This is a genomic window from Planktophila warneckei (SeqCode), from assembly GCF_965234675.1.
GTDB lineage: Bacteria > Actinomycetota > Actinomycetes > Nanopelagicales > Nanopelagicaceae > Planktophila > Planktophila warneckei.
Genome location: NZ_OZ248350.1, coordinates 230,915 through 254,171 on the forward strand (window position 1 = coordinate 230,915; position 23,257 = coordinate 254,171).

The window sequence follows — 23,257 nt, forward strand, 5'->3', positions numbered from 1 at the left end:
AACGATGTGCGGAATTGTGGGTTACACGGGGCCACAATCAGCCTCACACCCTCTGATTGAAGGCCTACGTCGCCTTGAATACCGTGGTTATGACTCAGCAGGAATAGCACTTGGAACACCAGGAAAGCTCTTTATTGAAAAGAAGGCTGGAAAGTTAGCCAATCTGGAGAGCGCACTTGATGCATCACTGCCTAATGTTCATTCAGGAATTGGTCACACTCGCTGGGCAACACATGGTGGCCCAACCGATCGCAACGCTCATCCGCATGTAGATAATGATGGAAAGCTTGCCGTTATTCACAATGGAATTATCGAAAACTACACCGAACTTCGTGCACAGCTAGAAGCTAAGGGGCATAAGTTTTCATCGGAAACAGATACTGAATCTGTTGCTCACCTACTAAGCGATTTACGTAAAGAGCACAATGGGGATTTAACCGCCGCAATGCGCGATGCGGTTAAAGCACTTCGAGGTTCATTTACTCTTCTTGCACTTCATGGCGATCAGCCAGATGTTGTAGTTGGAGTTCGCAGAAACTCTCCACTAGTTGTTGGTCTTGGCAAGGGCGAAAACTTCATGGCCTCTGATGTTGCAGCCTTCATCGAATTTACAAAGCGTGCCATCGAACTTGGTCAAGATGAAGTTGTCACAATGACTCCAACTTCGGTCCAGATCACTGATCTTGATGGAAAGGCAGTTGCTCCAAAGGAGTATGAGATTTCTTGGGATGCAAGTGCTGCGCAAAAGGGCGGCTTTGCACACTTCATGCTGAAAGAGATATTTGAGCAGCCAAAAGCTGTTGCAGATACTTTGATTGGCCGATTAAGCGATAACAACCAGATTTTGCTGGATGAGTTGCATATGAGCGCCGATGAGATTCGTTCGCTAAAGAAGATCACAGTTATTGCATGTGGCACCGCATATCACGCAGGAATGGTCGCAAAGTATGCAATTGAAAAGTGGGCGAAGATTCCGGTAGATGTCGAGATTGCATCTGAGTTTAGATATCGCGATCCAATAATTGATCCAAGCACTTTGATCATCGCAATTTCACAATCAGGTGAAACTATGGACACCTTGATGGCGGTACGTCATGCAAAGGCTGCGGGCGGTCGAGTATTAGCGATCTGTAATACAAATAGCTCAACAATTCCCCGTGAATCAGATGCTGTTTTATACACACATGCGGGGCCTGAAATAGCTGTGGCATCAACAAAAGCGCTACTTACACAAATTATTGCTGTGTATTTAATTGGTCTTCACCTAGGCCAAGTAAATGGATCTTTGAAGGACACTGAAGTTCGTGATCTTTACAAGGAGCTCTTAGAGCTTCCTGGAAAGATTGAACAAATACTTGAAACTGTTGAACCGCTTCGTGAATTAACTCGAACATTTGCACAGAACAACACAGTCTTATTCTTAGGTCGCAACATTGGTTATCCCGTTGCCCTGGAAGGCGCCTTGAAGTTAAAGGAGCTGGCATACATCCATGCTGAAGGATTTGCTGGTGGCGAGTTAAAGCACGGACCGATTGCTTTGATCGATCAAGGAACTCCAGTGATTGCGATTTTGCCTGCCGGACATGAACACTCGCTGGACGAGAAAATGCTCAGCAATATTCAAGAGGTAAAGGCTCGGGGTGCACGCGTCATTGTTATTGCCGAAGAAGGCGCACATGTTGAAGGCGCAGAACATGTAATCCGAATTCCTGTTGCACCAGCGTTGTTCCAACCAGTTCTTGCAACAGTTCCACTACAGGTATTTGCATATGAAATGGCTGTGGTTCGCGGTAATGATGTTGATCAGCCTCGAAACTTGGCTAAATCTGTAACGGTTGAATGATGATGGATCTGGCACAAATTCGTCGCCGGCAGATGGACCGAGCGCTTCGTTGGGCAATTCTTTTGTTTTCCGGCTTCCTGCTTGTTACACAACAGGTGTACTCATATGGTCCATTGGTCGAATATGACCGAAAGATAAATAGCCAACCTAAGCCTCAGTTTGAAGGGTTAGCTGGATTTATTTTGCGTCGCCTAGATGATCTAGGTTTGCGTTGGTTAACTGCGACCGTTCTTTTATTAGCAGCGGCTTTTATCGCCTATAAATTCAAAACCTGGCGTCCGCTCAATCTTGCATTTCTATCTTTGCTTTCGCTGAACCTTGTTGTTGGAACATTTAAAATCTTCTTGGGCAGAACTAAGCCTCGCGATGGTTTTGATCTCTTGCACGTGGGCGGAATGTCTTATCCAAGCGGACATGCTTCAAATGCTGTTTTGTCGTGGGGAATTTTGGCGTATTTGATTTATCGCTATGCAAAGGTGGACAGATATCAAGGACGGCTTGCAAGTGCTGGCGTTGCATTAATTAGTCTTACAGTCTGTACCGTTTCCTTAATTCGTCACACACATTGGTTTAGCGATTTGTTGGGCGGGTTATTTGTCGGCAGCGCTTTGCTTGTAACGGTAATAGCCATCGATAGATATGTTCCCTCTAAAAGCCAGTTGCACTAGACTTCACTAATGATTGATGGGATCGGAATCGATGTTGTAGATATCGATCGTTTTAAGACCTCCCTCGAGCGCACACCAGGTTTAGCGGAAAAGCTTTTTACTGAAGCTGAAAGAGTTAAACCAATGGCATCCCTTGCAGCACGATTTGCAGCTAAAGAAGCACTTGCAAAGGCGCTTAATGCTGGCAAGGGTTTATCGTGGCAGGAAGCTGAAGTTGTAAACCTAGAAAGCGGAAAGCCAGTCTTTTTATTCCGCGGCGAAATTGCAGATCTAATTGATGGCGCTGATGTGCACCTTTCCTTATCTCATGATGCAGGAATTGCATCTGCCATGGTGATTGTTGAGCGAAATTAATGAGAGCCGAAGCCCGCATTGATCTAGATAGATTGAGTTCAAATATCAATCGACTTAAAGATGCAGCAGGCACCTCGTTATTGGCTGTTGTTAAGGCAGATGCCTATGGTCATGGCTTAGTTGAAGTTGGTCTCGCGGCAGAAAAAGCAGGGGCTGATTGGCTTGGCGTTGCATTGCTAGAAGAGGCGATCAAACTTCGTACACATGGTGTTCAAGTATCCATTCTTGCCTGGCTGGTTTCACCCGGTTCTGATTTTAAATCAGCAGTCGACCATGACATTGATCTAGCGGTTGCTTCGATCGCAGCTTTCAAAGAGATCTCTGCTTTGCCAAACAAACCCCGGATCCATATTGAAGTAGATACCGGAATGACCCGCGGGGGATTTTTGGATGAATGGCAAGAGTTCTTAAAACAGGATTTTTCAAAGGTAACTGTCGTCGGCATCTTTTCGCACTTTGCTCGTGCTGATGAGCCAGGCGAAAAACAAAATGCAGACCAGTTAAATAGATTTAATGAGATGGTTGCAGATTTAGCAGCGATCGGGATTAATCCACCAATCAAACATTTATCAAACTCTGCTGCGACTTTAAAAGATCCAGCCTCTAGCTTTGATTCTGTGCGCACCGGTATCGCGATGTATGGCTTGTCTCCAGATGTTAAGAGCCTAGGAGATAGCAAGAGCCTTGGTTTAAAACCGGTAATGCAGCTTCGCGCAAAACTGCATTTAGTAAAAGCGGTACCAGCTGGTGCGGCCGTTGGTTATGGAGCTACTGAAAGTACACAAACCGATACCAAGCTAGGTGTTGTCGCAATGGGATATGCAGATGGCATTCCACGAATTGCTCATGATGCTGGAGTCTTTATTAATGGTCGAAAAGCCCCAATTATCGGACGCGTTTCAATGGATCAATTTGTTGTAGATCTTGGTGCCGATTCAACGGCGCAATCTGGGGATTGGGTGATTGTTTTTGGTGATGGCTCACATGGCGAGTACACCGCTGATGACTGGGGAGCAGCCTCAGGCAGTATTAATTACGAGATAGTTACACGAATCGGGCCTCGAGTGCATAGAATCTATGCACCTCATGTCTACTAAAACTGCAGCGTTGCAAGTCGAGAGAGTAAATGTCTCTTTCGGCGGTCTTCGCGCACTTCATGATGTGTACCTTGAAATTGGGAAGAATGAAGTTGTCGGATTAATCGGCCCTAATGGTGCCGGCAAGACAACATTGTTTAACGCCCTGTGCGGATTAGTAACTCCAGATTCAGGTGAGTTTCATTTAAATGGGGAACAACGGGATTTTCCAAAACCATACGAGTTGGTTGATCTTGGTATTGCTCGCACCTTGCAAGGCGTTGGATTATTTGGAGATTTAACAGTTCTAGAAAATGTCATGATCGGTGCGCAACGTTTGGCGCAAACAGGTTTGGTCTCTGCGGCTTTTGGTCGTAATTCAAAGGATGAAGATCGCATCCGCGATAAAGCGCGAGTTGCCTTAGAGCGTGTGTATGCCGGTGGAATTGCTCATCGACGTGCAGATACTTTGTCATATCCAGATACCAAGCGAGTTGCAATTGCGCGCGCATTGGTAAGTGAGCCAAGCATCTTGATGCTTGATGAACCTGCAGGTGGTTTGGGCGCTCAAGATATTGAGTGGATGAATCTATTGATTAAGAATCTCAGCGCCGAGATGTCAGTGCTCTTGGTAGAACACCACATGGATGTTGTTATGTCTGTGTGTAGCAAGTTATACGTTCTTAACTTTGGCGAGGTAATTGCAAGTGGCGATGCCGAGACGGTGCGCAGAGATCCCGCTGTAATGGCTGCCTATTTGGGTACAGGTAACTAGCCATGACACTTAATGTTTCTAACTTAACTGTTCATCATGGTGCCATTTGTGCCATCAATCATGTTTCGCTGGAAGTTCCTACCGGAAAGCTTGCAGCGATTATCGGCTCAAATGGTGCTGGAAAAACAACATTACTGCGCACTCTTTCAGGCCTGAATAAGCCAACTACCGGTGAGATCACATGGATGGGCGAATCCATCACCGGCGTAAAGGCTGAAAACCTGGTGCGCAAAGGAATTTCACATGTATCAGAGGGCAAATCTGTAGTCCCCGAATTATCAGTGCGCGAAAACTTATTGCTAGGTGCGATTTGGCGCCGCGATAAAAAGGAAGCTAAGCAATCGTTAGAAGAAGTAATTTCGATATTTCCACGACTAGGGGAGCGCATCGAACAACGTTCAGATACTTTATCTGGCGGAGAACGACAGATGTTAGCAATCGGTCGAGCAATCATGGCAAAGCCAAAGTTGTTGTTGCTTGATGAACCATCACTTGGCCTTGCACCACTTGTAGTCGAGCAGATCTTCCAATCAATTAGAGATTTAGCAAAGACCATGAATCTGACTGTTCTACTTGTTGAGCAAAATGCAATGGGTGCATTAAAGATCGCAGATCTGGGAATCGTTTTGAACCTAGGAAAAGTTGTCGCGGCTAATCAGGCGCAAGCATTGATTGATGACCCTGCAGTTCGCGCTGCATATTTGGGGTATTAATATGATTCAACTATTAAATACCCTTTTAATTGGAATCACTTCAGGTGGCATTTATGCGCTGATGGCGATCTCAATGGTCTTGGTATGGCGAAGCACTCGAGTCATTAACTTTGCTCAAGCTGGTATGGCTCTGCTTTCAACATACTTTGGTTATGAAGCAATGGTGAACTTTGATTCTTTCTGGATCGCACTTCCTGTTGCAATGGCAGGTGGCGCATTGTTTGCCGCGATCATTGAAGTGGTCTTTATGCGCTTACTGGTGAAGCACAGTTCAAGTGGTCCAATCGCAAGTGTTGCTCCAATCATTGCAACATTGGGCTTACTCGGAATTATTCGCGCAGTAGTCAGCATGATATGGGGAGGTCAAGATGTTCGCATCACCGGACCGCTTTCTAATGATGGCTTTAGCGTTGGGGGAGAAACCCTTGTTTTCTCACCATTAAAGCTGCTGATCTTGGTTTCAGTGATTGTGTTGATGTTGATGCTTAGCATCCTCTTTCAAAAGACAAACATTGGCCTGGCATTACGCGCATCTGCCTACGCCCCTGAAATCGCACGTTTATCAGGTGTAAAGGTGGATCTAGTTCGCACAATGGGTTGGGCACTAGCGGGTGCTGCAGGTGCCGTTGCAGGAATGTTCCAAACAGTTAACGGCAACGGCACTCTTTCACCAGATTCAATTGAGTTCTCATTACTTCTAGTGTCTGGATTTATTGCAGCGGTTATCGGTGGACTTGAATCACTCGTCGGTGCGGTAATCGGTGGATTGTTATTAGGAGTCCTGATCTCATTTGTTTTGATGTATGTCAGCAGCGCGCTGTTCTTTATTGCGCCATTTATTATTTTGCTTGCAGTTTTGTTTATTAGACCGCAAGGAATTATCGGAGCAAAGGCGGGCCGTCGTGCATAAGCGCCAAAACTCTTCACATTTAATTCCATTCATACTAGGTGGAGTAGTTCTGTACCTCCTTAGCGGCATGGTGGATGAGCTTCGTGTGTATCAGGGCGCATCGATCGCTGTCTATGTAGTTGCAATCTCATCAATAATTTTGCTAACCGGGTATTCAGGTCAAGTATCACTTGGCAATGGTGCGCTCATGGCCGTTGGTGCATACGCAGCAGCTGTCGCACATATTTCATGGCACTTACCAATAGTTGCTTGTTTCTTTGTCGCCGTAATCGCAGCAGCACTTGGTGGAGCATTGCTTGGCGCAGCAGCAGCGCGTTTATCTGGTCCATATTTAGCGGGAACAACTTTGGCATTAGCGATTGGTTTGCCATCACTTGCAAATCAATTCTCAATTCTTGGCGGAGAACAAGGTCTGCTCTTTGATGTTGGTTTTCCACCATTGTCACTTGGCGAAGAATTCACTCAGTACAAATGGTTCTTCTGGATCGCAGCTTTAGCTACCTTAATAATGATGTGGTTGTTACAAAATATTTTGCGATCACGATACGGACGCACCTGGAGAGCAGGACGTGGCAATGAGGTTGCCGCTCAACTATCGGGCATCAACACAGGCCGCTCTAAGATTCTGGCCTTCACCCTGAGCGCTGGTTTAGCCGGATTAGCTGGCGCAATGCTGTCTATGACTATTGGAACCGTTTCCCCGAGCGCATTCCCGCTTGCCCTCTCATTTTCCCTGCTGACAGGCGCGGTTCTATCTGGCGTAACCACCCTGTCTGGGGTCATGATTGGTGCTGTGACCCTGGTCGCAATTCCTGAAGTAGCCGATGTTGTCGCGCACAAACTCGGTACCTCAGAAAGCGTGACTACAAATCTGCCAGGTTTGATGGTGAGCGCGCTTTTGATTCTGACAGTTCTCTTTGTCCCCAATGGACCTGTCGAACAGCACCGAGCGCGAACTGCAAAGAAGATGGCAGCAAAAAATAAATAGATTTACGAAAGACATAACTACCTCTCGTAACAAACCCTCGATGGAAGGAAACACATGAAAGCACTACATCGCCGTAAGCTGCTGACAGCTACTGCGGTACTTGCCGTATTCGGTTTAGCTGCAACAGCTATTCCGGCTCAGGCAGCTGAAGTTGGCGTGAGTTCAACTGAGATCAAACTCGGTATGACACTGCCAATGACAGGTACAGCATCACTTGGTTACAACAAGATTCCAGGTGCAGCAAAGGCGTACTTCGATTATCTCAATGCAAATGGCGGAATCAACGGCCGCAAGGTAACTCTTGTTGTTAAGGATGACCGCTACGTTCCAACTGAAGCGGTTGCAAAGACAAATGAACTTATCCTGAAGGACAAGGTCATGGCTCTGCTTGCACCTCTTGGAACAGCAAATGTGAAGGCAGTTGCTTCATCTGTTAACCCAGGACGTCGCGGCGTGCCTGTTCTATTTGTTAACACAGGATTTAGCGGATTCGCTGATGCAAAGAAGTATCCAACTACTTACACAGTCTTGCCTTCATACATCATGGAAGCAAAGATCATGGGTCAGTACATCAAGGAAAACTTTGCAGGAAAGAAGATCGGCCTTCTCTACCAGGATGATGACTTTGGTACAGATGCGCTCGCAGGCTTCAAGACAGCAGGCGTTAACTTTGCAGTAAAGGTGCCTTATGCATCTGGTTCACAGAATGCAGCAGCTGCTGCAGGTTGGATCACAAAGTTCAAGGCTGCTGAAGCAGATGTAGTAATTCTCTTCGGTGTTTCAAGTGCAACTTCAGCAATGCTTGGTGTTGCTGCGCAGTTGAAGTACGCACCACAGTGGATGCTTGGATCAGTTGGTGGAGATGCAACAACAATTAAGTTGACTGGAGTTCCTGCGGGAGTTCTGTACAACGCAATTGGTTTCTCACCAGTTCCAGCAACAACTGATATGAAGGATGAGTACGTAAAGTTCTTCTCAGACATTTATGCAAAGGCAGTTCCAGGATCAGCATTTGATCTGAATGTATTGCTTGGTATGAATACTGCGTTTATGGCTGCACAGGCGCTTAAGGCTGCTGGTGCAAACCCAACTCGTAAGTCTCTTCTAGCAGCGATCGATAGCAAGGGTGCAACATTTGCAAACTCTGCTCTAGTTCCAGCTGCTTACTCAAAGACAAGCCACGTTGGACTTACCGGTTACTGGGTTGGAAAGTACTCACCAACAGGTGACCTTGCTCCAGTAGGTGGAACTTACGTTACATACACAACTGATTCAGGATCTGGTGCTGTTGCTAAGTCAACGTACAAGCGTCCTGCAATGCCAGCGAAGGGATTACCTAACTAATGAAAAAAGTAAGATTACTTTCGCTTCTTTCAGTTACAGCACTTGTAACAACTGTTCTGATCACTGCACCATCTGTTGCTAATGCAGCACCTGCGTGTGATGGTAAGAGCCCAATTCAGTCATGTGTTGGTGTTACTTCAGATGGCGCTCCATATGCAATGCAGGTTCCAGCAAACTTCAACGGAACTGTTGCTTTGTATTCACATGGATACCGCTACAACGTTGATATTCCAGCAGGAATCCCACTAATCGGTGGATACAAGGTCACAAATACTCCAGAGCCAGTTCCTGGTGGAAACGCTGAAGTTGCTAAGTACTTCTTCAGCCAGGGTATTGCGATCGTTGGTTCAGGCTTTGCCCGTCAAGGTTGGAATCCAGATTCAGCGATTAAGACAAATGTTGAGTTGATCGACACATTCAAGAAGCAGTTCCCAAAGACAACAAAGGTTGTTGCATGGGGATCATCACTCGGTGGCGTAATCACTCAGGGTCTTGCTGAAAAGCATCCAGAGCTAGTTTCAGCTGTTGCACCTATGTGTATGGCTGACAATGTTTCTGCAGAACTAACAATGGCCGGCGATTTCCTTTGGGGAATCAAGGTTTTGTTTGATCCAACAATTAAGGCTGGCAATTACTCAGCAGGCGCCGCAGGCGTTGCAGAGTCATACGCAGACTTAGTAAAGGTCTTCACAGTGATGGGTAAGTTGCAGGCATCAATTTCTACAGGTGCTTGGCCAGATACATCATCTGCAACAGGTAAGGCTCTTCAAGCAGCTGGAATTCCATCACGTAGCGCATTGCTACTTCTTGGATTGATGGCTGGACTTCCAACTCAGTCTGCACACTTTGACTCTATTTCAGGTCCAGATGGCGCATTGAAGTTGACCTTCCCATTAGCAATCAGCCCAGTTCTTGCAATTCTTGAGAACGGTACAAATGCTGCAGCACTTGCAGTTCTTGCTACTCAAGATGTTGAGAACCAAACAGGCGGAGCAATCTTTGATAACACAAAGACTGATTACTCAGCTCGTGTTGATGCAGAGCGCGTGATCTTTAACGCTGCTTTGTCAGGCAACACTGCAATTGATGCAATGCTCGGAGCACTTTCTGCAGCAAACCCAGGCGCACCACGTGCAGCTGGAAATGCAGCAGCGGTTGCAAAGATGAAGGCGCTTCATCAGAACACAGGAAAGATCAATGTTCCTACAGTTCTTATGGTTGGCGTTGCAGATCCAATCACTCCAGCAGGAGCATCACAGCGCCTAGTTGATCTATATGCAGAGCAGTACGCAGCTGAAAAGGCTGCTGCTCGCAAGGCATACCAAGCAACACGTGATTACAAAAACCCTACAAACAAGCTATTGATGCTTTGGAATACAACTCCAGCAAACTACACAAAGTTTGATGCAGCTGGATCTCCAATTACATCAAGCGCTGCAGCGCAGGGAACTAATCACTGTAACTTCACATCAGCACAGCTAGTGCTAGTTGCGAAGTCACTCGTTCAAGCATCAAGCACAGGAAAGCTACCTTCAGGTGGAGCGTTGAATACAGCTGTTCGTAAGGCTGGAAACCTCTCTATCGATAAGGGAATTAGCGTTCCATGGCTAAAGGCTTACGGCGATAACTAAAAATCGAGGGTAATAAAAAGCGGGGCCAGAGAAATCTGGCCCCGCTTTTATTTTCTAATGCAATTTATTTATTGAGCGGTCCAACCACCATCTACAGGAATTGCGGTACCCGTGATGTTATGTGCTGCAGGCGAGCAGAGAAATACAGCAATCGCACCAATATCTGCAGGTGATGACATGCGACGAGATGGTTGTTTTTCAGATAACAAATCAGCGATACCTGCAGCACGATCTCCATTATGTGCATCAACCTTCGCCTGAATCTGAGGTTCGATTAAAGCGGTTTCAACCCAGCCTGGACAGATTGCGTTAACTGTTACACCACCAGTGTCAGCGCTTCCAACTTGCGCATATTCAAGTGCTGCAACTTTAGTTAAACCAATAACACCGTGCTTTGCCGATACATACGGAGCCTTTGCCAGTGAGGCAACTAAGCCATGCACAGATGCAGTATTGATTACTCGACCGTATCCACGCTCCTTCATTTGTGGCAGAAGTAAACGCATGGTGTCGAAGAATGAGGTTAAGTTAATAGCGATGATGTCATTCCATTTTTCGCGAGGCATATCTTCGATCGTTGCGGTGTGCTGAATTCCGGCGTTATTACACAAGATGTCTACAGGGCCATTAGCGAGAATCTTTGCAATGAGCGCTTCAGTGGCTGCGCCATCACGAAGATCTGAGACATGACTTTCAACCTTTGCCGCACCTGCCGCTAAAACAGCTTTCTCTGCCTTTGCAATTGTTGCTTCATCTGCAAGGCCATGAAGAACGATTGACGCGCCTTCAGTTGCAAGAGCAGTGGCTATACCTAAGCCAATTCCTTGGAATGATCCGGTAATAAATGCGCGCTTACCCTTTAGCGTCATGAACGACCTCCGTAAATAATTGTGGCGACCCTTTCAGCCCCAGACTCTTCCAGAAACATGTCGTAGTGGTTGCAATCTGCTAAGAACTCCAGCTTTAGCTGAGGGTAGTTAGGAAGTACAAGATCCAAAACCGGCATTGGGTAGAGACCATTTTCTTCATTTTGCAATCCACGTTCTGCCTTAATAAACAAGGATTGTTTCTTCAGGTTTGTGAGCGAACGAATAATCAGATCATCACCAAACAGATCTCGAGAATCCTCTTCAACAGCAACTGGATTGGTAGCAGCCTTCATGTTTGGTTCTGTTCCGCGTAAGTCATAATCAACATACTCATCAAGAACAGCTGACCAGCCCTTTGCAAAGGCCGCTTGAGGTTTCCAGTAATTTCGGTACGCCTCGTTATTTTCAAATGTCATAGCTAACCGAGTCATTGCTGGTCCAAGAACAAAGGGCATGATCTGTTCAATTGTCATACCTGGTGGCATCGGTAGCGGAACGCCGCCATCGGCAAAGATAACCTCACCAACTTTTTCTGGATATAAACCAACTAATGCCGCTGTTACAAATGCACCCATTGAGTGTCCAATGACATCAGGGCTCTTCCATCCAAAGTGATTGATGACCGCTGCCATATCTTTCGCATGCGTTGCCATTCCAAATGGTCCTGGCAATGAATTTGAATCACCTCGGCCACGAAGATCAACAGCGAAGGGAGCTTTACCTCGTGCGATTAACGCATCTGCAAATAATTGAAAGGCCCGGTTGGATGATGTGACTCCATGGATAAGCAACACTGGTGTGCCTGTGCCATCTCCATATTGAAAGACCGCTAAATCTCCGCCAGTTACCGGTACTGAAATTTTCTGAGTTGGAAGTGACATGGGGGTTAGTCTGCCTGTGCCAGATGGGATTTCCAACTGATTTTCAGGAGATACCCCTAAAAATGTAATCAAATCGAAATACGAAAAATGGCTTTTACCCACCCCCACCCTCTAGATTTGCGCTCAACATGGTCCGCCCCTCGCGGCCCTTTTCAACTCGATGAGGAGAACATTCATATGAGCAAGAGCTCACTAAAGCGTTTGGTTGTTGCGGCAATTGCATTTGCCGTTCTAGCACCAAGCATGGCGCCAGCACAGGCTGCAGGCGAAATTAAGATTGGTGTTATTACATCAACATCAGGCCCACTTGCTTCTTATGGCACGGCTTATAACGAAGGTCTTGCATGGGGCTTGAACTACTACACAGGCGGAAAGATGGCTATCAATGGCCAGAAGCTTGTTGTTACATCTAAGGATGATGGAGCAGATCCTGCATCAGCAACTGCATCATTCAAGGAAATGGTTGGTAACGGTACAAAGGTAATCGTTGGAACAGCATCATCAGGTGTTGCACTAACACTTGCTCCACTTGCTGCACAGAACAAGGTTCTGTACATCTCAGGTCCAGCAAAGAATGACCTCGTTACATCATCAGCTAACAAGTATGTATTCCGTTCAGGAAACTCATCTACTCAGGATTTAGCTCCACTTGCTGGTATCAAGCCAATTTCAGGCAAGAAGGTTGTTTTGTTTGTTGAAGACAACGCATTCGGTGCTGGAAACATTGCTGCTGCACGTGCATTGATGGCACCAAAGGGTGCAACATTTGAAGAGATCAAGGTTCCAACATCTACTTCAGACTTCACACCATTTGCTAAGAAGGCTGCAGATGCTAAGGGAAGTTACATCTTCATCGCATGGTCAAACGCACTAACAGCTGGAGCGATGTTGACATCACTCAAGGTTCAGGGTGCATTTGCTAAGCAGCGTCCAATCACTGGTCTTGCTGGTGCAGCTACATACGACATCTACGGAACACTATTTGAAGGAACAAATGCGATCCTTACAAACAGCTACTTCGCAGGTGCATCAAAGTCAGCAGCTGCTGGAGATCTAGCTTCATGGTACGCCGCTAACAAGAAGACACAGGATCTATTTACATCAACAGGTGCAGATGCTGCGAAGATGATTGTTATGGCACTTACAAATAACAAGAATCTCAGCGTTGACACAATGATCCAGAACCTTGAAGGCAAGTCATGGGTAGGCGTTAAGGGATTGATGACAATCGATTCTTCATCTCACCTATTGATCCAGCCAATGTTCTTGGTTTCTCTCAACAAGTCTGGCTCAAAGTATGTGCCATCACTTTTGAAGACAATCGCAGGAGTTGGCAAGTAATAAAAAACATATAGTTAAATGAACCCCGGTGTAGAAATACACCGGGGTTCTCTATATTCTTTGGCATCGGTAACAAAGGGGTTGCGACAGTGAATTCTGCTTTAAGCGTTAAGGATCTCTCTCTTAACATTGGTGGCGCGAAGATTCTGGATGGAATCACCTTAGATGTCGCACCCAATGAAACTCTTGGAATTATCGGCCCTAATGGTGCCGGTAAGACATCTTTTTTCAATTTACTCAGTGGAATTCGTAAGCCATCTCGTGGCCAGATTTATGTTGGCGCTTCAGATGTAACCAATCTTGAACCGCATGAACGAGCACTAGCCGGAATTGCGCGCACATTTCAAACCTCTAGTGTTTTTGTGAACCTGACCTGTCTTGAAAATGTTCGCATCGCCGCTCAGGCTGCAAATGGCAAATCTATGAACATGCTTAAGAACGCTTACAACTTTAAAGAAGTCGTTCAAACTGCTCATGATTGCTTAGCCAAGGTCGGTTTGTCTGCTCGCGCATTACAACGCGCCGGATCACTGTCACATGGTGATAAGCGACGTTTAGAGATTGCAATTGTTCTTGCCTCTAAATCTGACATTGTTTTGCTAGATGAACCAATGGCAGGCATGAGCGTCGAAAATGTTCCCGAGCTTGTAGAGATCATTCGCGCCTTGGCAACTGAACATAAGAAAACAGTTTTGATTGTGGAGCACCACATGGAGGTCATCTTGGGACTTGCAGATCGAATTGCAGTTCTTAATTATGGCGAACTACTTGTTTGCGATACTCCACAGAATGTTATTAACAATCCAATTGTTCAATCTGCTTACATTGGAGAAGCGCTATGAACGCTCTCTCGGTAGAGAATCTACATGTAAAGATTAACGAATCCCATATTTTGCATGGAGTCACATTTGAGGTTCCTACAAATAAGGTGACCGCGCTTCTGGGCCGAAATGGCGTTGGTAAATCAACGACCTTGCGCACAATCATGGGTTTCTACGAAGGTACAGGATCTGTTGAACTCAACGGTAAAGAGATCCTTGGAATGCAGACTCACAAGATCGTTCAAGCAGGTGTGGCATTTGTCCCTGAAGATCGTGAAGTCTTTGCCTCTTTAACAGTTAAGGAAAACCTTTCATTAGCCGCACGTGGGAAAAATAATGATGAGGCTTATAAAGCGGTTTATAACTTATTTCCTGAGCTGGATACCCGAGCTGCACAACAGGCAGGTTCATTATCTGGTGGACAACAACAGATGGTGGCGATTGCTCGTGCGCTCTTAAATAAAAACGAGATCCTGCTAGTTGATGAACCAACTAAAGGTTTAGCGCCAAAGTTGGTAACAGAGGTAGCAGATGTTCTTGCCAAGGTTGCTCAGACAACAACCATGTTGCTAGTAGAGCAAAATCTCGCACTCGTTAAGCGCGTTGCGCAACATGTGATTGTTATGGATCAAGGAAGAGTTGTTTATCAAGGTGGTCCCGAAAATCTTCATGATGATTCATGGGTTCATCAGATGCTAGGTGTGAGCGGAGGTCACAAGTAAATGGATACATTTATTCTGATCGGAATCACCGGCATTGGACTTGGTGCGCTTTACTTCCTGGTTGCATCAGGACTTTCACTGATTTATGGCTTGATGGGTGTTCTTAACTTTGCACATGGAAGTTTCCTAACCGTTGGAGCATTTGTTGGGTATTGGATCGCAACCAAACTGGGCCCTGAAACTTCAATGACTGATTTCATTTTGGCGATGATCGTTGGTGGATTAGCAGCTGGTGCATTTGCGCTGTTGATAGAGCAACTGCTTATCACCCGGTTATACGAGCGTCACATCGATCAAGCTCTTGTAACTGTAGGTGTATCGCTTGTTGTTGGTGCAGTTCTTGCTGGTTGGTTTGGTAATGATCTCATCATGTTCCCAACTCCGATGTGGTTCTTGACCGCAATAAATATTGGCGGGGCAATGATTCCTGCTGATCGCGTTGTCTATATTGCAACAGCGGTATTACTGCTGATTGGCAATTGGATTCTTCTGAAGTACACAAGAATTGGCCTAATTATTCGCGCAGGCGTTGAGAACCGAAACATGGTTAACGCCCTAGGAATCAATGTGCGACGTGCCTTCAGCACCGTTTTCTTCCTCGGTGGCTTTGCAGCAGGAGTAGGTGGCGTACTGGTTTCTGTGTACTCCAATGGAGTTTCACCTCTGATCGCTGGCTCATACCTGATCTATGGATTTATCGTTGTTGTAATTGGTGGAATGGGATCAGTACCCGGCAGTTTCTTAGCTGCAATGATGATCGGTGTTATTCGTCAATTCGCTAATTACTACGTCACTGGTTTAGGTGACTTTGTAGTTGTTATTTTGTTGGCAGGTGTCTTGCTGATCAGACCACAAGGTCTATTAGGAAAGGTGCGTGCATAATGTTGCGTTGGAAATACTCTCGACCGTTGCTCGGCCTTTTACTTCTAGTTCTAGCAGTCGCTCCATTATTTACAAATAACCCATTGGGTAAGCCTGGGTTGCAACAAACAATGGCGGTTGCATTTGTGTGGGGCGCATTGGCTCTGACCTACGATCTTTTGTTTGGTTTTACAGGACTGCTTTCCTTTGGTCACGCCTTGTACTTTGCAACCGGCGTATATGTGTCCTGCATCTTGATTAACCATGATGTTGTGTCATGGTGGTTAGCAGCGCTGATCGCAATTGCAGTTAGCTCGATTCTTGCTTTCTTAGTTGGAGCTGCATCACTGCGCACAACGGGAATTACCTTTGCAATGGTGACCCTGGCCTTTGGTGAAGCTGGACATGTCATCGTTAATCGCAACTTCTTCAACTTAACTGGTGGAGAAAATGGAATTGCGCTTAATGCTGACAACGTTCCTCAGATTTGGATCGGTGTTTTCAACACTAAATATATTTATTGGTTGGCTCTTGCAGCTTTAATCTTTACCTACCTTGTAATTTGGTGGGTTACAGAAAGCTCTGCCGGTAAGGTCTTTTCTGCGTTACGTGACAATGAACAACGCGTGCAGGTGCTTGGCTTAAATACACAGCACTTCAAGCTCCTTGCCTTTGTCATCAGTGCAGCTCTTGCAGCGATGTTGGGCTTTGTAATGCTGATCGCCGCAGGAAGCGCAGCTCCTAGATTTGCCGAATCCGGAGTGACTATTGCCTTGCTTTTGATGGTTGTTATTGGTGGTGCGGTAACACGTTGGGGAGCTGTGCTTGGAGGAATCTTCTACTCATTCGCATCTACGCGAATGCAGGATCTAACTCAGCAAGAATCCTTCAAATCAATCCCTGAATGGATCGGTGGACCAATCGCTGAACCTGCATTGCTCTTGGGTCTGATCTTCATTCTGATTGTGATGTTCTCACCAGGAGGATTATCAGGTGCTTACTACCGACTTCGCTTGAAGGCTTTAACTCGTAAATCCTCATGAATCAAAAACTTTGGGAGCCACAACTAACCGGTTCCTCCGCTATCGAAAAGTTACAGCGCGCAAAAGGTTTTAATTCATATCAGGAGCTTCACACCTGGAGCATAAATAACCCAGCTGAGTTCTGGTCACAAGCGTGGGATGACCTTGATGTGGTTGGAAGTAAGGGTACGAAGTATTACACCCAAGGTGCAGATTTCATTTCAGGAAAGTTTTTTACAGATGCTCGATTAAATGTTGCAGAAAACTTACTGGCCAAAGGTAAAGATTCAGATGTTGCAATCGTTTCTCTTCTGGAAGATGGAACTAGATCAGAAATAACTTGGGCAGATCTTCGAATCAAAGTTGCCGCAACGGCAGCAGCAATGCGTGCCGAAGGAGTTGTTGCCGGAGATCGAGTAGTTGCATGGGTTCCAAATATTACCGAGACAATTATTTATGGATTAGGTGCACTAAGTATTGGCGCAGTTGTTTCAACGGCATCACCCGATTTTGCACCTCACGCCGTTGAAGATCGATTTGGACAAGTTGAACCAAAAATTTTCTTGGCAGCTGATGGTTATCACTACAACGGTAAGTACTTTGATTGCACTGTAAAGTCACAAGAGATTGAAAAGCTTCTGCCAACAGTTAAAAAGACAGTGCGTGTGAACGAGTTCGAAGCGTGGATTAAACCCTTTATTGGCGCTGAAGCTGTATATGAACAACTTCCCTTTGATCATCCAGGATTTGTACTGTTTTCTTCGGGAACAACTGGAAAGCCAAAGTGCATTACACATAGCGGCGCAGGTGTGATGCTGAAGGCGCAAGCTGAAATGCTCTATCAGTTCAACATAAGTGAAGGAAACAAAGTCTTCTTCTTTACAACCTGTGGCTGGATGATGTGGAACTGGCTAACCATGGCCCTTGGCCGCGGTGCAACAATTGTTTTGTTTGATGGCGCTCCAATGGCACCAACACCAACTCGCTTATTTGATATTGCTCAAAATGAAAAGTTGGATTTCTTTGGGGTCTCTGCGAAGTTTATTGATTCAGCCCATAAAGAGGGATTAGTTCCCGCAAACACCCATGATCTTTCAACAGTTAAAACAATTGGCTCTACGGGATCTGTACTTTCACCTGAAAGCTTTGATTATGTTTACTCATCGATCAAAGCAGATGTTCACCTTGCTTCAATGTCTGGCGGAACCGATATTTGTGGCTGTTTCTTAGCAGGTGTTCCAACACAACCTGTTTATCGCGGTGAGTTGCAAGGACCATGTCTGGGCATGGCAACAGATGTTTTTGATGCACAAGGCAAGAGCGCTGCAATTGATGAAAAGGGCGAACTCGTGTGCACAGTTCCATTTCCATCAAAGCCGCTTGGTTTTTGGAATGACACCAATAATGAAAAGTACTTAGCCGCCTACTTTGAAGGATTTCCTGGTGTGTGGACTCATGGAGATTTTGCCTCTAAATCGGCAACAGGCGGATTTACCTTGTATGGCCGTAGCGATGCAACACTGAATTCAAAGGGTGTTCGAATTGGAACCGCTGAAATTTATCGGGTAGTTGAAACCTTTCCACAAGTTCAGGAAGCGATGGCGGTTTCGCAAGATTGGGAAAGTGACACCCGAGTAATTTTGTTTGTTGTTATTAAGTCAGGACAAGATTTCAATGAAACAATTGAGAAGGAAATTAAGACCGCACTGCGCACTCAAGCATCACCACGCCATGTGCCTGACTTGATTGTTGTTGCCCCCGAATTACCTCGCACTAAATCCAACAAACTGGTTGAACTTGCCGTTACAGATGTAATCAATGGACGCGAGGTCAGAAACAGAGATGCACTTGCTAACCCTGATTCATTGGATTGGTTCAAAGCGCTGGTGCCTTAGGCTTAGCCGGTGATCACAATTTCAACCGCCGAGCAGATGCATCAGCTCGGTGTGAAGCTTTCAGCGCATCTTCGCGCTGGTGATCTTGTCTTGGTCAATGGGCCATTGGGCGCAGGTAAAACAGTCCTAGCTCAAGGCGTTGGTGAAGGTCTTGGGGTTACTGGAATTACCTCTCCCACCTTTGTTATCTCTCGTGTTCACAAAGCTGCAGTTCCATTTATTCATGTGGATGCCTATCGATTGGTTGATTCTGAAAACCCAAATCTTTACTTAGATGATTTGGATCTAGATATCGCAAACTCAATTACCTTTATTGAATGGGGTGGAGCAGAGTCTGCCCGCCTGAGTGAGGATCGGCTTGAAATAAGTATTGACCGCAGCGATGACATTAGAAAAGTTGAGATTAGAGCTGTCGGTCCTCGTTGGGCAGGATTTTCTCTATGAGTAAAGTCCTAGCGATCGATACATCTACTTCACGCACCTGCGTATCAATTATCGATGGTGAAGCTGTTTTATATAGCGGCCATCGCGATGGAGCTACTGCACATGGCCCATCATTGCCAGAGCTCGTACAAGAAGCACTTGCTGTAAGTGATGTTGATGAAGTTGTTGTCGGAATGGGTCCAGGTCCATTCACGGGGCTTCGAGTTGGAATTGCATTTGCTCATACCTTTGCCTTAGCTCGCGAAATTCCGGTGCGTGGTGTTTGTTCACTGGATGCAATTGCCGCACAAGTTAGTGACAAGGATTTCATTATCACGGTAGATGCTCGACGCAAAGAGGTTTATTGGGCCAGGTACACAAATGGATTACGCGTTGGAGACCCGGCGGTTAATTTTCCGGCAGATGTTTCGGGAGCAATAATCCATGCAGATCTTTTTCCTGACATGTATGCGTTAGTAAATCTTCCAGGCAACATTACAGAGCCGATTTATTTACGTAGACCTGATGCGGTTGCGACGGCGGATAGACCATGATCACTTATCGTGAAGCTAACGCCTTTGATCTTCCAGTATTTGTTTCATTGGACAAAGAGCTATTTCCATATTCACCATGGTCTGCATCGCAGTACAAGGAAGAGTTTTCAGCTCCGACTCGTCACTTCGTTGTGGCTGTTGATGAGTCGCAGGACATCATCGGTTATGCAGGTGTGTTTGCTCCGGGCCAGGCAGAGGCTGACATCTTGACCGTTGGCGTAGTGCCCGAGCACCGCGGAAAAGGCATCGCTAAAGCACTTATGGCGCTGATTACAGATTGGGCAAAGGCGCAAGGCTCTATAGCGATGATGCTTGAAGTGAAGATAGATAACCCTGAAGCAATTGGGCTATATGAATCATTGGGGTATTCAAAGCTCAATGTTCGCAAGGATTACTTTGGCGCCGGCCTTGATGCACAAGTAATGCGATTGGAGCTGTAATGAGCGAACCAATTGTTTTAGGAATTGAAACATCATGTGATGAAACTGCGGTTGGAATTGTTCGCGGCCGCACCTTGCTTGCAAATGTAATTGCATCAAGTGTTGAAGAGCATGCACGTTTCGGGGGAGTCGTACCCGAAATCGCAAGTCGCGCACATTTAGAGGCAATGATTCCAACATTGCATCAAGCATTAAAGGATTCAAAGATTTCGCTCAAGGATATTGATGCGGTAGCAGTAACGGGTGGACCCGGACTAGTTGGCGCTTTACTTGTTGGCGTTGGGTCTGCTGCAGGACTTGCACTTGGACTTAACAAACCAATTTATGCGGTTAACCATTTAGCTGCTCACGTTAGTGTTGATTTCTTAACACACACCGATCCTTTGGATCCAACTATTGCTTTGCTTGTTAGCGGTGGACACTCTTCACTTTTGCGCGTTGATGACATCACGGGATCAATTACAAAACTTGGCGAAACTATGGATGACGCAGCAGGTGAGGCCTTTGACAAAATTGCACGTGTCATGAAATTGGGATTCCCGGGCGGACCTGCAATCGATAAGTTAGCTATTCAAGGCAGCGCGACCGCAATTGATTTTCCTCGTGGGTTAACAACTTCAAATGATTGGCAAACTCGACCTTTTGATTTTTCATTCTCGGGTTTAAAGACTGCAGTGGCCAGATACTTAGAAGCAACACCTGATTATGCAAAGGCCGATGTTGCAGCCTCCTTCCAAGAAGCGATCGTTGATGTTTTGTTATTGAAGGCACTGGCAGCATGTAAACAATCTGGAATTGATTCGCTGGTAATTGCCGGTGGGGTAGCGGCTAATTCACGACTTCGCGCCGTGGCCCAAGAACGGTGCGACAAGGCAGGAGTTCGTCTTCGAGTGCCAAGCCCTGGCTTATGTACCGATAATGGAGCGATGGTTGCCTCCCTGGGCTCGCTTATGGTTTCAGCTGGCCGCAGCCCCAGCCCAGTGGCTTTTGACGCTGATTCCAGCCTGCCAGTCACGACCGTTTCCCTCTAGAACTCGATTTGCTGCGCGGGGCCTCTCGATTTGCTGCGCAGGTTTGCCCCGCCTAGAGTTTGCGTTAGCACTCACGGCCCGAGTCTGCTAATTCGGGGCGCACGAGGAAACGGAACAAAAGGAGCACACCATGGCGGTAAAGCCACTAGAAGATCGCATCGTTATCAAGACAAATGAGGCTGAGACAACAACAGCATCAGGTCTTGTAATCCCAGATACAGCAAAAGAGAAGCCACAGGAAGGCACTGTTATCGCAGTAGGCCCAGGTCGCTTTGATGATGGCGTACGCGTTCCAATGGATGTCAAGGTTGGCGATGTAGTTCTTTACAGCAAGTACGGCGGAACTGAAATCAAGCACGGTGGAGAAGATCTACTCGTTCTTTCAGCTCGCGACATTCTCGCTGTAATCGAGAAGTAAATGGGAAAGAGTCTTCAATTTGATGAGCAAGCACGCCGCGCCATGGAGCGCGGTGTCAACATTCTTGCTGACACAGTAAAGGTAACGCTTGGACCTAAGGGTCGTAACGTAGTTATCGCAAAGTCTTTTGGCGCACCAATCATTACTAATGACGGTGTAACAATTGCAAAAGAGATCGAACTTAGCGATCCTGCTGAAAACATGGGTGCACAACTAGTTAAGGAAGTTGCAACAAAGACTAATGATGTTGCAGGTGACGGAACTACAACTGCAACTGTGCTTGCACAGGCAATGGTTAAAGAAGGACTTCGTAACCTTGCAGCTGGTGCACAACCAATGGATATCAAGCAAGGTATCGAAGCAGCCGTGGCAGCGGTTTCTGAAAAATTGCGCTCGCAGGCCACTCCAGTTAATGGAAAGCCACAGATCGCAGATGTTGCAACAATTTCTGCACAGGATCGCGCAATCGGCGAATTGATCGCTGAAGCTATGGACCGTGTTGGTAAAGATGGAGTTATTACAGTTGAAGAAGCATCTACAACCGGACTTGATCTTGAATTCACAGAAGGAATGCAGTTCGACAAGGGCTACATTTCACCGTACTTCGTAACTGATCAAGATCGTATGGAAGCCATCCTTGAGGATGCTTATGTATTGATCTCAGCGAACAAGGTTTCAGCTCTGTCAGATCTGCTGCCATTGCTAGAAAAGGTTGCTCAGGCTTCAAAGCCTTTGTTAATCATCGCTGAAGACATCGAAGGTGAAGCGCTTTCTACGCTGGTTGTTAACCGTATGCGTGGAGTATTCGCATCAGTTGCAGTTAAGGCACCTGGCTTCGGAGACCGTCGCAAGGCAACCCTTCAGGACATCGCTGTACTTACAGGTGGACAGGTAATTTCTTCAGAGCTTGGAATGAAGCTTGAAGGTGTAACACTTGAAGATCTAGGAAAGGCTCGTCGCATCGTTGTTACTAAGGATGCAACAACCATCGTTGATGGCGCAGGCGATAAGGCTGCGGTTGCTGCACGTGTTTCAGAGCTTCGTAAGGAGATCGAAAACTGTGACTCTTCTTGGGACAAAGAAAAGCTACAAGAGCGTCTAGCAAAGCTTGCTGGTGGAGTGTGCGTAATCAAGGTTGGTGCACACACTGAAGTTGAGTTGAATGAAAAGAAGCACCGTCTTGAGGATGCAATCTCTGCAACTCGCGCCGCTGTTGAAGAAGGAATCGTTGTTGGTGGAGGCGCTGCACTTGTGCATGCTGCTGATGCGCTTGAAGGCGATCTCGGATTCACTGGCGATAAGGCTGTCGGTGTTCGTTTAGTTCGCAAGGCTTGTGATGAACCACTTCGTTGGATCGCAGAAAATGCAGGACTTGAAGGCTACGTAGTAGTTGCAAAGGTTCGCGCAATGAAGCACAACGAAGGTTTCAACGCTGCAACAGATGTCTATGGCGATCTTGCTGCTGATGGTGTTATCGATCCAGTAAAGGTAACTCGTTCAGCACTTGCTAACGCTGCATCAATCGCTGCAATGTTCATTACAACTGAAGCTGTTGTTTACGAGAAGCCAGCAGAGCAAGCAGCTGCTGATGCTGCTGGTGGACATGGACACTCACATGGTCCAGGTGGACACTCACACTAATTAGATAAGAAAGAAGCCCCGCGGAAATAATTCCGT

24 protein-coding genes are annotated in these 23,257 nt (G+C 46.3%); 22 read left to right on the forward strand and 2 right to left on the reverse strand.

The genetic code is table 11. From position 1 onward, the window contains the following. The first annotated feature begins 4 nt into the window (after window positions 1-4). Genes glmS through AC8GFU_RS01350 form a run of 10 tightly spaced genes read left to right on the forward strand, consistent with a single transcriptional unit; the run spans window position 5 to window position 10,302 of the window. On the forward strand, window positions 5-1,843 hold the full coding sequence (glmS, locus tag AC8GFU_RS01305) for a glutamine--fructose-6-phosphate transaminase (isomerizing) (protein WP_506626701.1): 1,839 nt from the start codon (window positions 5-7) through the stop codon (window positions 1,841-1,843). 2 nt (window positions 1,844-1,845) lie between these two features. After that, window positions 1,846-2,511, forward strand: coding sequence for a phosphatase PAP2 family protein (locus tag AC8GFU_RS01310; RefSeq protein WP_506626702.1), 666 nt, complete (start codon window positions 1,846-1,848; stop codon window positions 2,509-2,511). Window positions 2,512-2,520: 9 nt separating this feature from the next. Further along, window positions 2,521-2,865 carry a holo-ACP synthase gene (locus tag AC8GFU_RS01315; RefSeq protein ID WP_506626703.1) on the forward strand — a complete coding sequence of 115 codons (345 nt, stop codon included), beginning with the start codon at window positions 2,521-2,523 and terminating at the stop codon, window positions 2,863-2,865. Next, entirely contained in the window at window positions 2,865-3,962 is a 1,098-nt protein-coding gene (gene alr / locus AC8GFU_RS01320) for an alanine racemase (RefSeq protein ID WP_506626704.1), read from the forward strand. The genes AC8GFU_RS01315 and alr overlap by 1 nt, the downstream gene beginning before the upstream one ends. Beyond that, a complete protein-coding gene (locus AC8GFU_RS01325) occupies window positions 3,952-4,716 on the forward strand; it encodes an ABC transporter ATP-binding protein (RefSeq protein WP_506626705.1) in 765 nt (254 codons plus the stop codon). The genes alr and AC8GFU_RS01325 overlap by 11 nt, the downstream gene beginning before the upstream one ends. Window positions 4,717-4,718: 2 nt before the next feature. Further along, the gene (locus AC8GFU_RS01330; protein WP_506626706.1) at window positions 4,719-5,429 is read left to right on the forward strand and encodes an ABC transporter ATP-binding protein; all 711 of its coding nucleotides are present in this window, start codon (window positions 4,719-4,721) and stop codon (window positions 5,427-5,429) included. 1 nt (window position 5,430) lies between these two features. Then, window positions 5,431-6,339, forward strand: coding sequence for a branched-chain amino acid ABC transporter permease (locus AC8GFU_RS01335; protein ID WP_506626707.1), 909 nt, complete (start codon window positions 5,431-5,433; stop codon window positions 6,337-6,339). Then, window positions 6,332-7,327: a branched-chain amino acid ABC transporter permease gene (locus AC8GFU_RS01340; protein WP_506626708.1), complete on the forward strand. Its 996-nt coding sequence runs from the start codon at window positions 6,332-6,334 to the stop codon at window positions 7,325-7,327. The genes AC8GFU_RS01335 and AC8GFU_RS01340 overlap by 8 nt, the downstream gene beginning before the upstream one ends. A gap of 54 nt (window positions 7,328-7,381) precedes the next feature. After that, window positions 7,382-8,671 carry an ABC transporter substrate-binding protein gene (locus AC8GFU_RS01345; protein ID WP_506626709.1) on the forward strand — a complete coding sequence of 430 codons (1,290 nt, stop codon included), beginning with the start codon at window positions 7,382-7,384 and terminating at the stop codon, window positions 8,669-8,671. Further along, window positions 8,671-10,302 carry an alpha/beta fold hydrolase gene (locus AC8GFU_RS01350; protein WP_506626710.1) on the forward strand — a complete coding sequence of 544 codons (1,632 nt, stop codon included), beginning with the start codon at window positions 8,671-8,673 and terminating at the stop codon, window positions 10,300-10,302. Before AC8GFU_RS01345 ends, AC8GFU_RS01350 begins: the two co-directional genes overlap by 1 nt. A gap of 68 nt (window positions 10,303-10,370) precedes the next feature. Here AC8GFU_RS01350 and AC8GFU_RS01355 read toward each other — a convergent pair whose 3' ends face one another. Continuing rightward, the gene (locus tag AC8GFU_RS01355; RefSeq protein WP_506626711.1) at window positions 10,371-11,171 is read right to left on the reverse strand and encodes a 3-hydroxybutyrate dehydrogenase; all 801 of its coding nucleotides are present in this window, start codon (window positions 11,169-11,171) and stop codon (window positions 10,371-10,373) included. Further along, entirely contained in the window at window positions 11,168-12,052 is an 885-nt protein-coding gene (locus AC8GFU_RS01360; RefSeq protein WP_506626712.1) for an alpha/beta hydrolase, read from the reverse strand. Before AC8GFU_RS01360 ends, AC8GFU_RS01355 begins: the two co-directional genes overlap by 4 nt. A 177-nt stretch (window positions 12,053-12,229) precedes the next feature. Between AC8GFU_RS01360 and AC8GFU_RS01365 the strand changes: the two genes are divergently transcribed. From AC8GFU_RS01365 to groL, 12 genes are all read left to right on the forward strand, one after another. After that, window positions 12,230-13,393, forward strand: a complete 1,164-nt coding sequence (locus AC8GFU_RS01365; protein WP_506626713.1) for an ABC transporter substrate-binding protein — start codon at window positions 12,230-12,232, stop codon at window positions 13,391-13,393. An 89-nt stretch (window positions 13,394-13,482) separates the two neighbouring features. After that, on the forward strand, window positions 13,483-14,235 hold the full coding sequence (locus AC8GFU_RS01370) for an ABC transporter ATP-binding protein (protein ID WP_506626714.1): 753 nt from the start codon (window positions 13,483-13,485) through the stop codon (window positions 14,233-14,235). After that, a complete protein-coding gene (locus AC8GFU_RS01375; RefSeq protein ID WP_506626715.1) occupies window positions 14,232-14,936 on the forward strand; it encodes an ABC transporter ATP-binding protein in 705 nt (234 codons plus the stop codon). Before AC8GFU_RS01370 ends, AC8GFU_RS01375 begins: the two co-directional genes overlap by 4 nt. Beyond that, entirely contained in the window at window positions 14,937-15,818 is an 882-nt protein-coding gene (locus tag AC8GFU_RS01380; protein ID WP_506626716.1) for a branched-chain amino acid ABC transporter permease, read from the forward strand. Beyond that, window positions 15,818-16,840 (forward strand): branched-chain amino acid ABC transporter permease, encoded by a 1,023-nt coding sequence (locus AC8GFU_RS01385; protein WP_506626717.1) that lies wholly within the window; start codon window positions 15,818-15,820, stop codon window positions 16,838-16,840. The genes AC8GFU_RS01380 and AC8GFU_RS01385 overlap by 1 nt, the downstream gene beginning before the upstream one ends. Then, window positions 16,837-18,714 carry an acetoacetate--CoA ligase gene (locus AC8GFU_RS01390; protein WP_506626718.1) on the forward strand — a complete coding sequence of 626 codons (1,878 nt, stop codon included), beginning with the start codon at window positions 16,837-16,839 and terminating at the stop codon, window positions 18,712-18,714. Before AC8GFU_RS01385 ends, AC8GFU_RS01390 begins: the two co-directional genes overlap by 4 nt. 9 nt (window positions 18,715-18,723) lie before the next feature. Further along, the gene (gene tsaE, locus AC8GFU_RS01395) at window positions 18,724-19,158 is read left to right on the forward strand and encodes a tRNA (adenosine(37)-N6)-threonylcarbamoyltransferase complex ATPase subunit type 1 TsaE (protein ID WP_506626719.1); all 435 of its coding nucleotides are present in this window, start codon (window positions 18,724-18,726) and stop codon (window positions 19,156-19,158) included. Next, window positions 19,155-19,691 (forward strand): tRNA (adenosine(37)-N6)-threonylcarbamoyltransferase complex dimerization subunit type 1 TsaB, encoded by a 537-nt coding sequence (gene tsaB, locus AC8GFU_RS01400; RefSeq protein ID WP_506626720.1) that lies wholly within the window; start codon window positions 19,155-19,157, stop codon window positions 19,689-19,691. The genes tsaE and tsaB overlap by 4 nt, the downstream gene beginning before the upstream one ends. Next, a complete protein-coding gene (gene rimI / locus AC8GFU_RS01405) occupies window positions 19,688-20,131 on the forward strand; it encodes a ribosomal protein S18-alanine N-acetyltransferase (protein WP_506626721.1) in 444 nt (147 codons plus the stop codon). Before tsaB ends, rimI begins: the two co-directional genes overlap by 4 nt. Beyond that, on the forward strand, window positions 20,131-21,162 hold the full coding sequence (tsaD, locus tag AC8GFU_RS01410; protein WP_506626722.1) for a tRNA (adenosine(37)-N6)-threonylcarbamoyltransferase complex transferase subunit TsaD: 1,032 nt from the start codon (window positions 20,131-20,133) through the stop codon (window positions 21,160-21,162). Before rimI ends, tsaD begins: the two co-directional genes overlap by 1 nt. Window positions 21,163-21,292: 130 nt before the next feature. Continuing rightward, complete coding sequence (groES, locus tag AC8GFU_RS01415; protein ID WP_445822238.1) at window positions 21,293-21,580, forward strand: co-chaperone GroES; 288 nt, start codon at window positions 21,293-21,295, stop codon at window positions 21,578-21,580. Continuing rightward, window positions 21,581-23,221 carry a chaperonin GroEL gene (gene groL, locus AC8GFU_RS01420; RefSeq protein WP_506626723.1) on the forward strand — a complete coding sequence of 547 codons (1,641 nt, stop codon included), beginning with the start codon at window positions 21,581-21,583 and terminating at the stop codon, window positions 23,219-23,221. The last annotated feature ends 36 nt before the right edge of the window (window positions 23,222-23,257 follow it).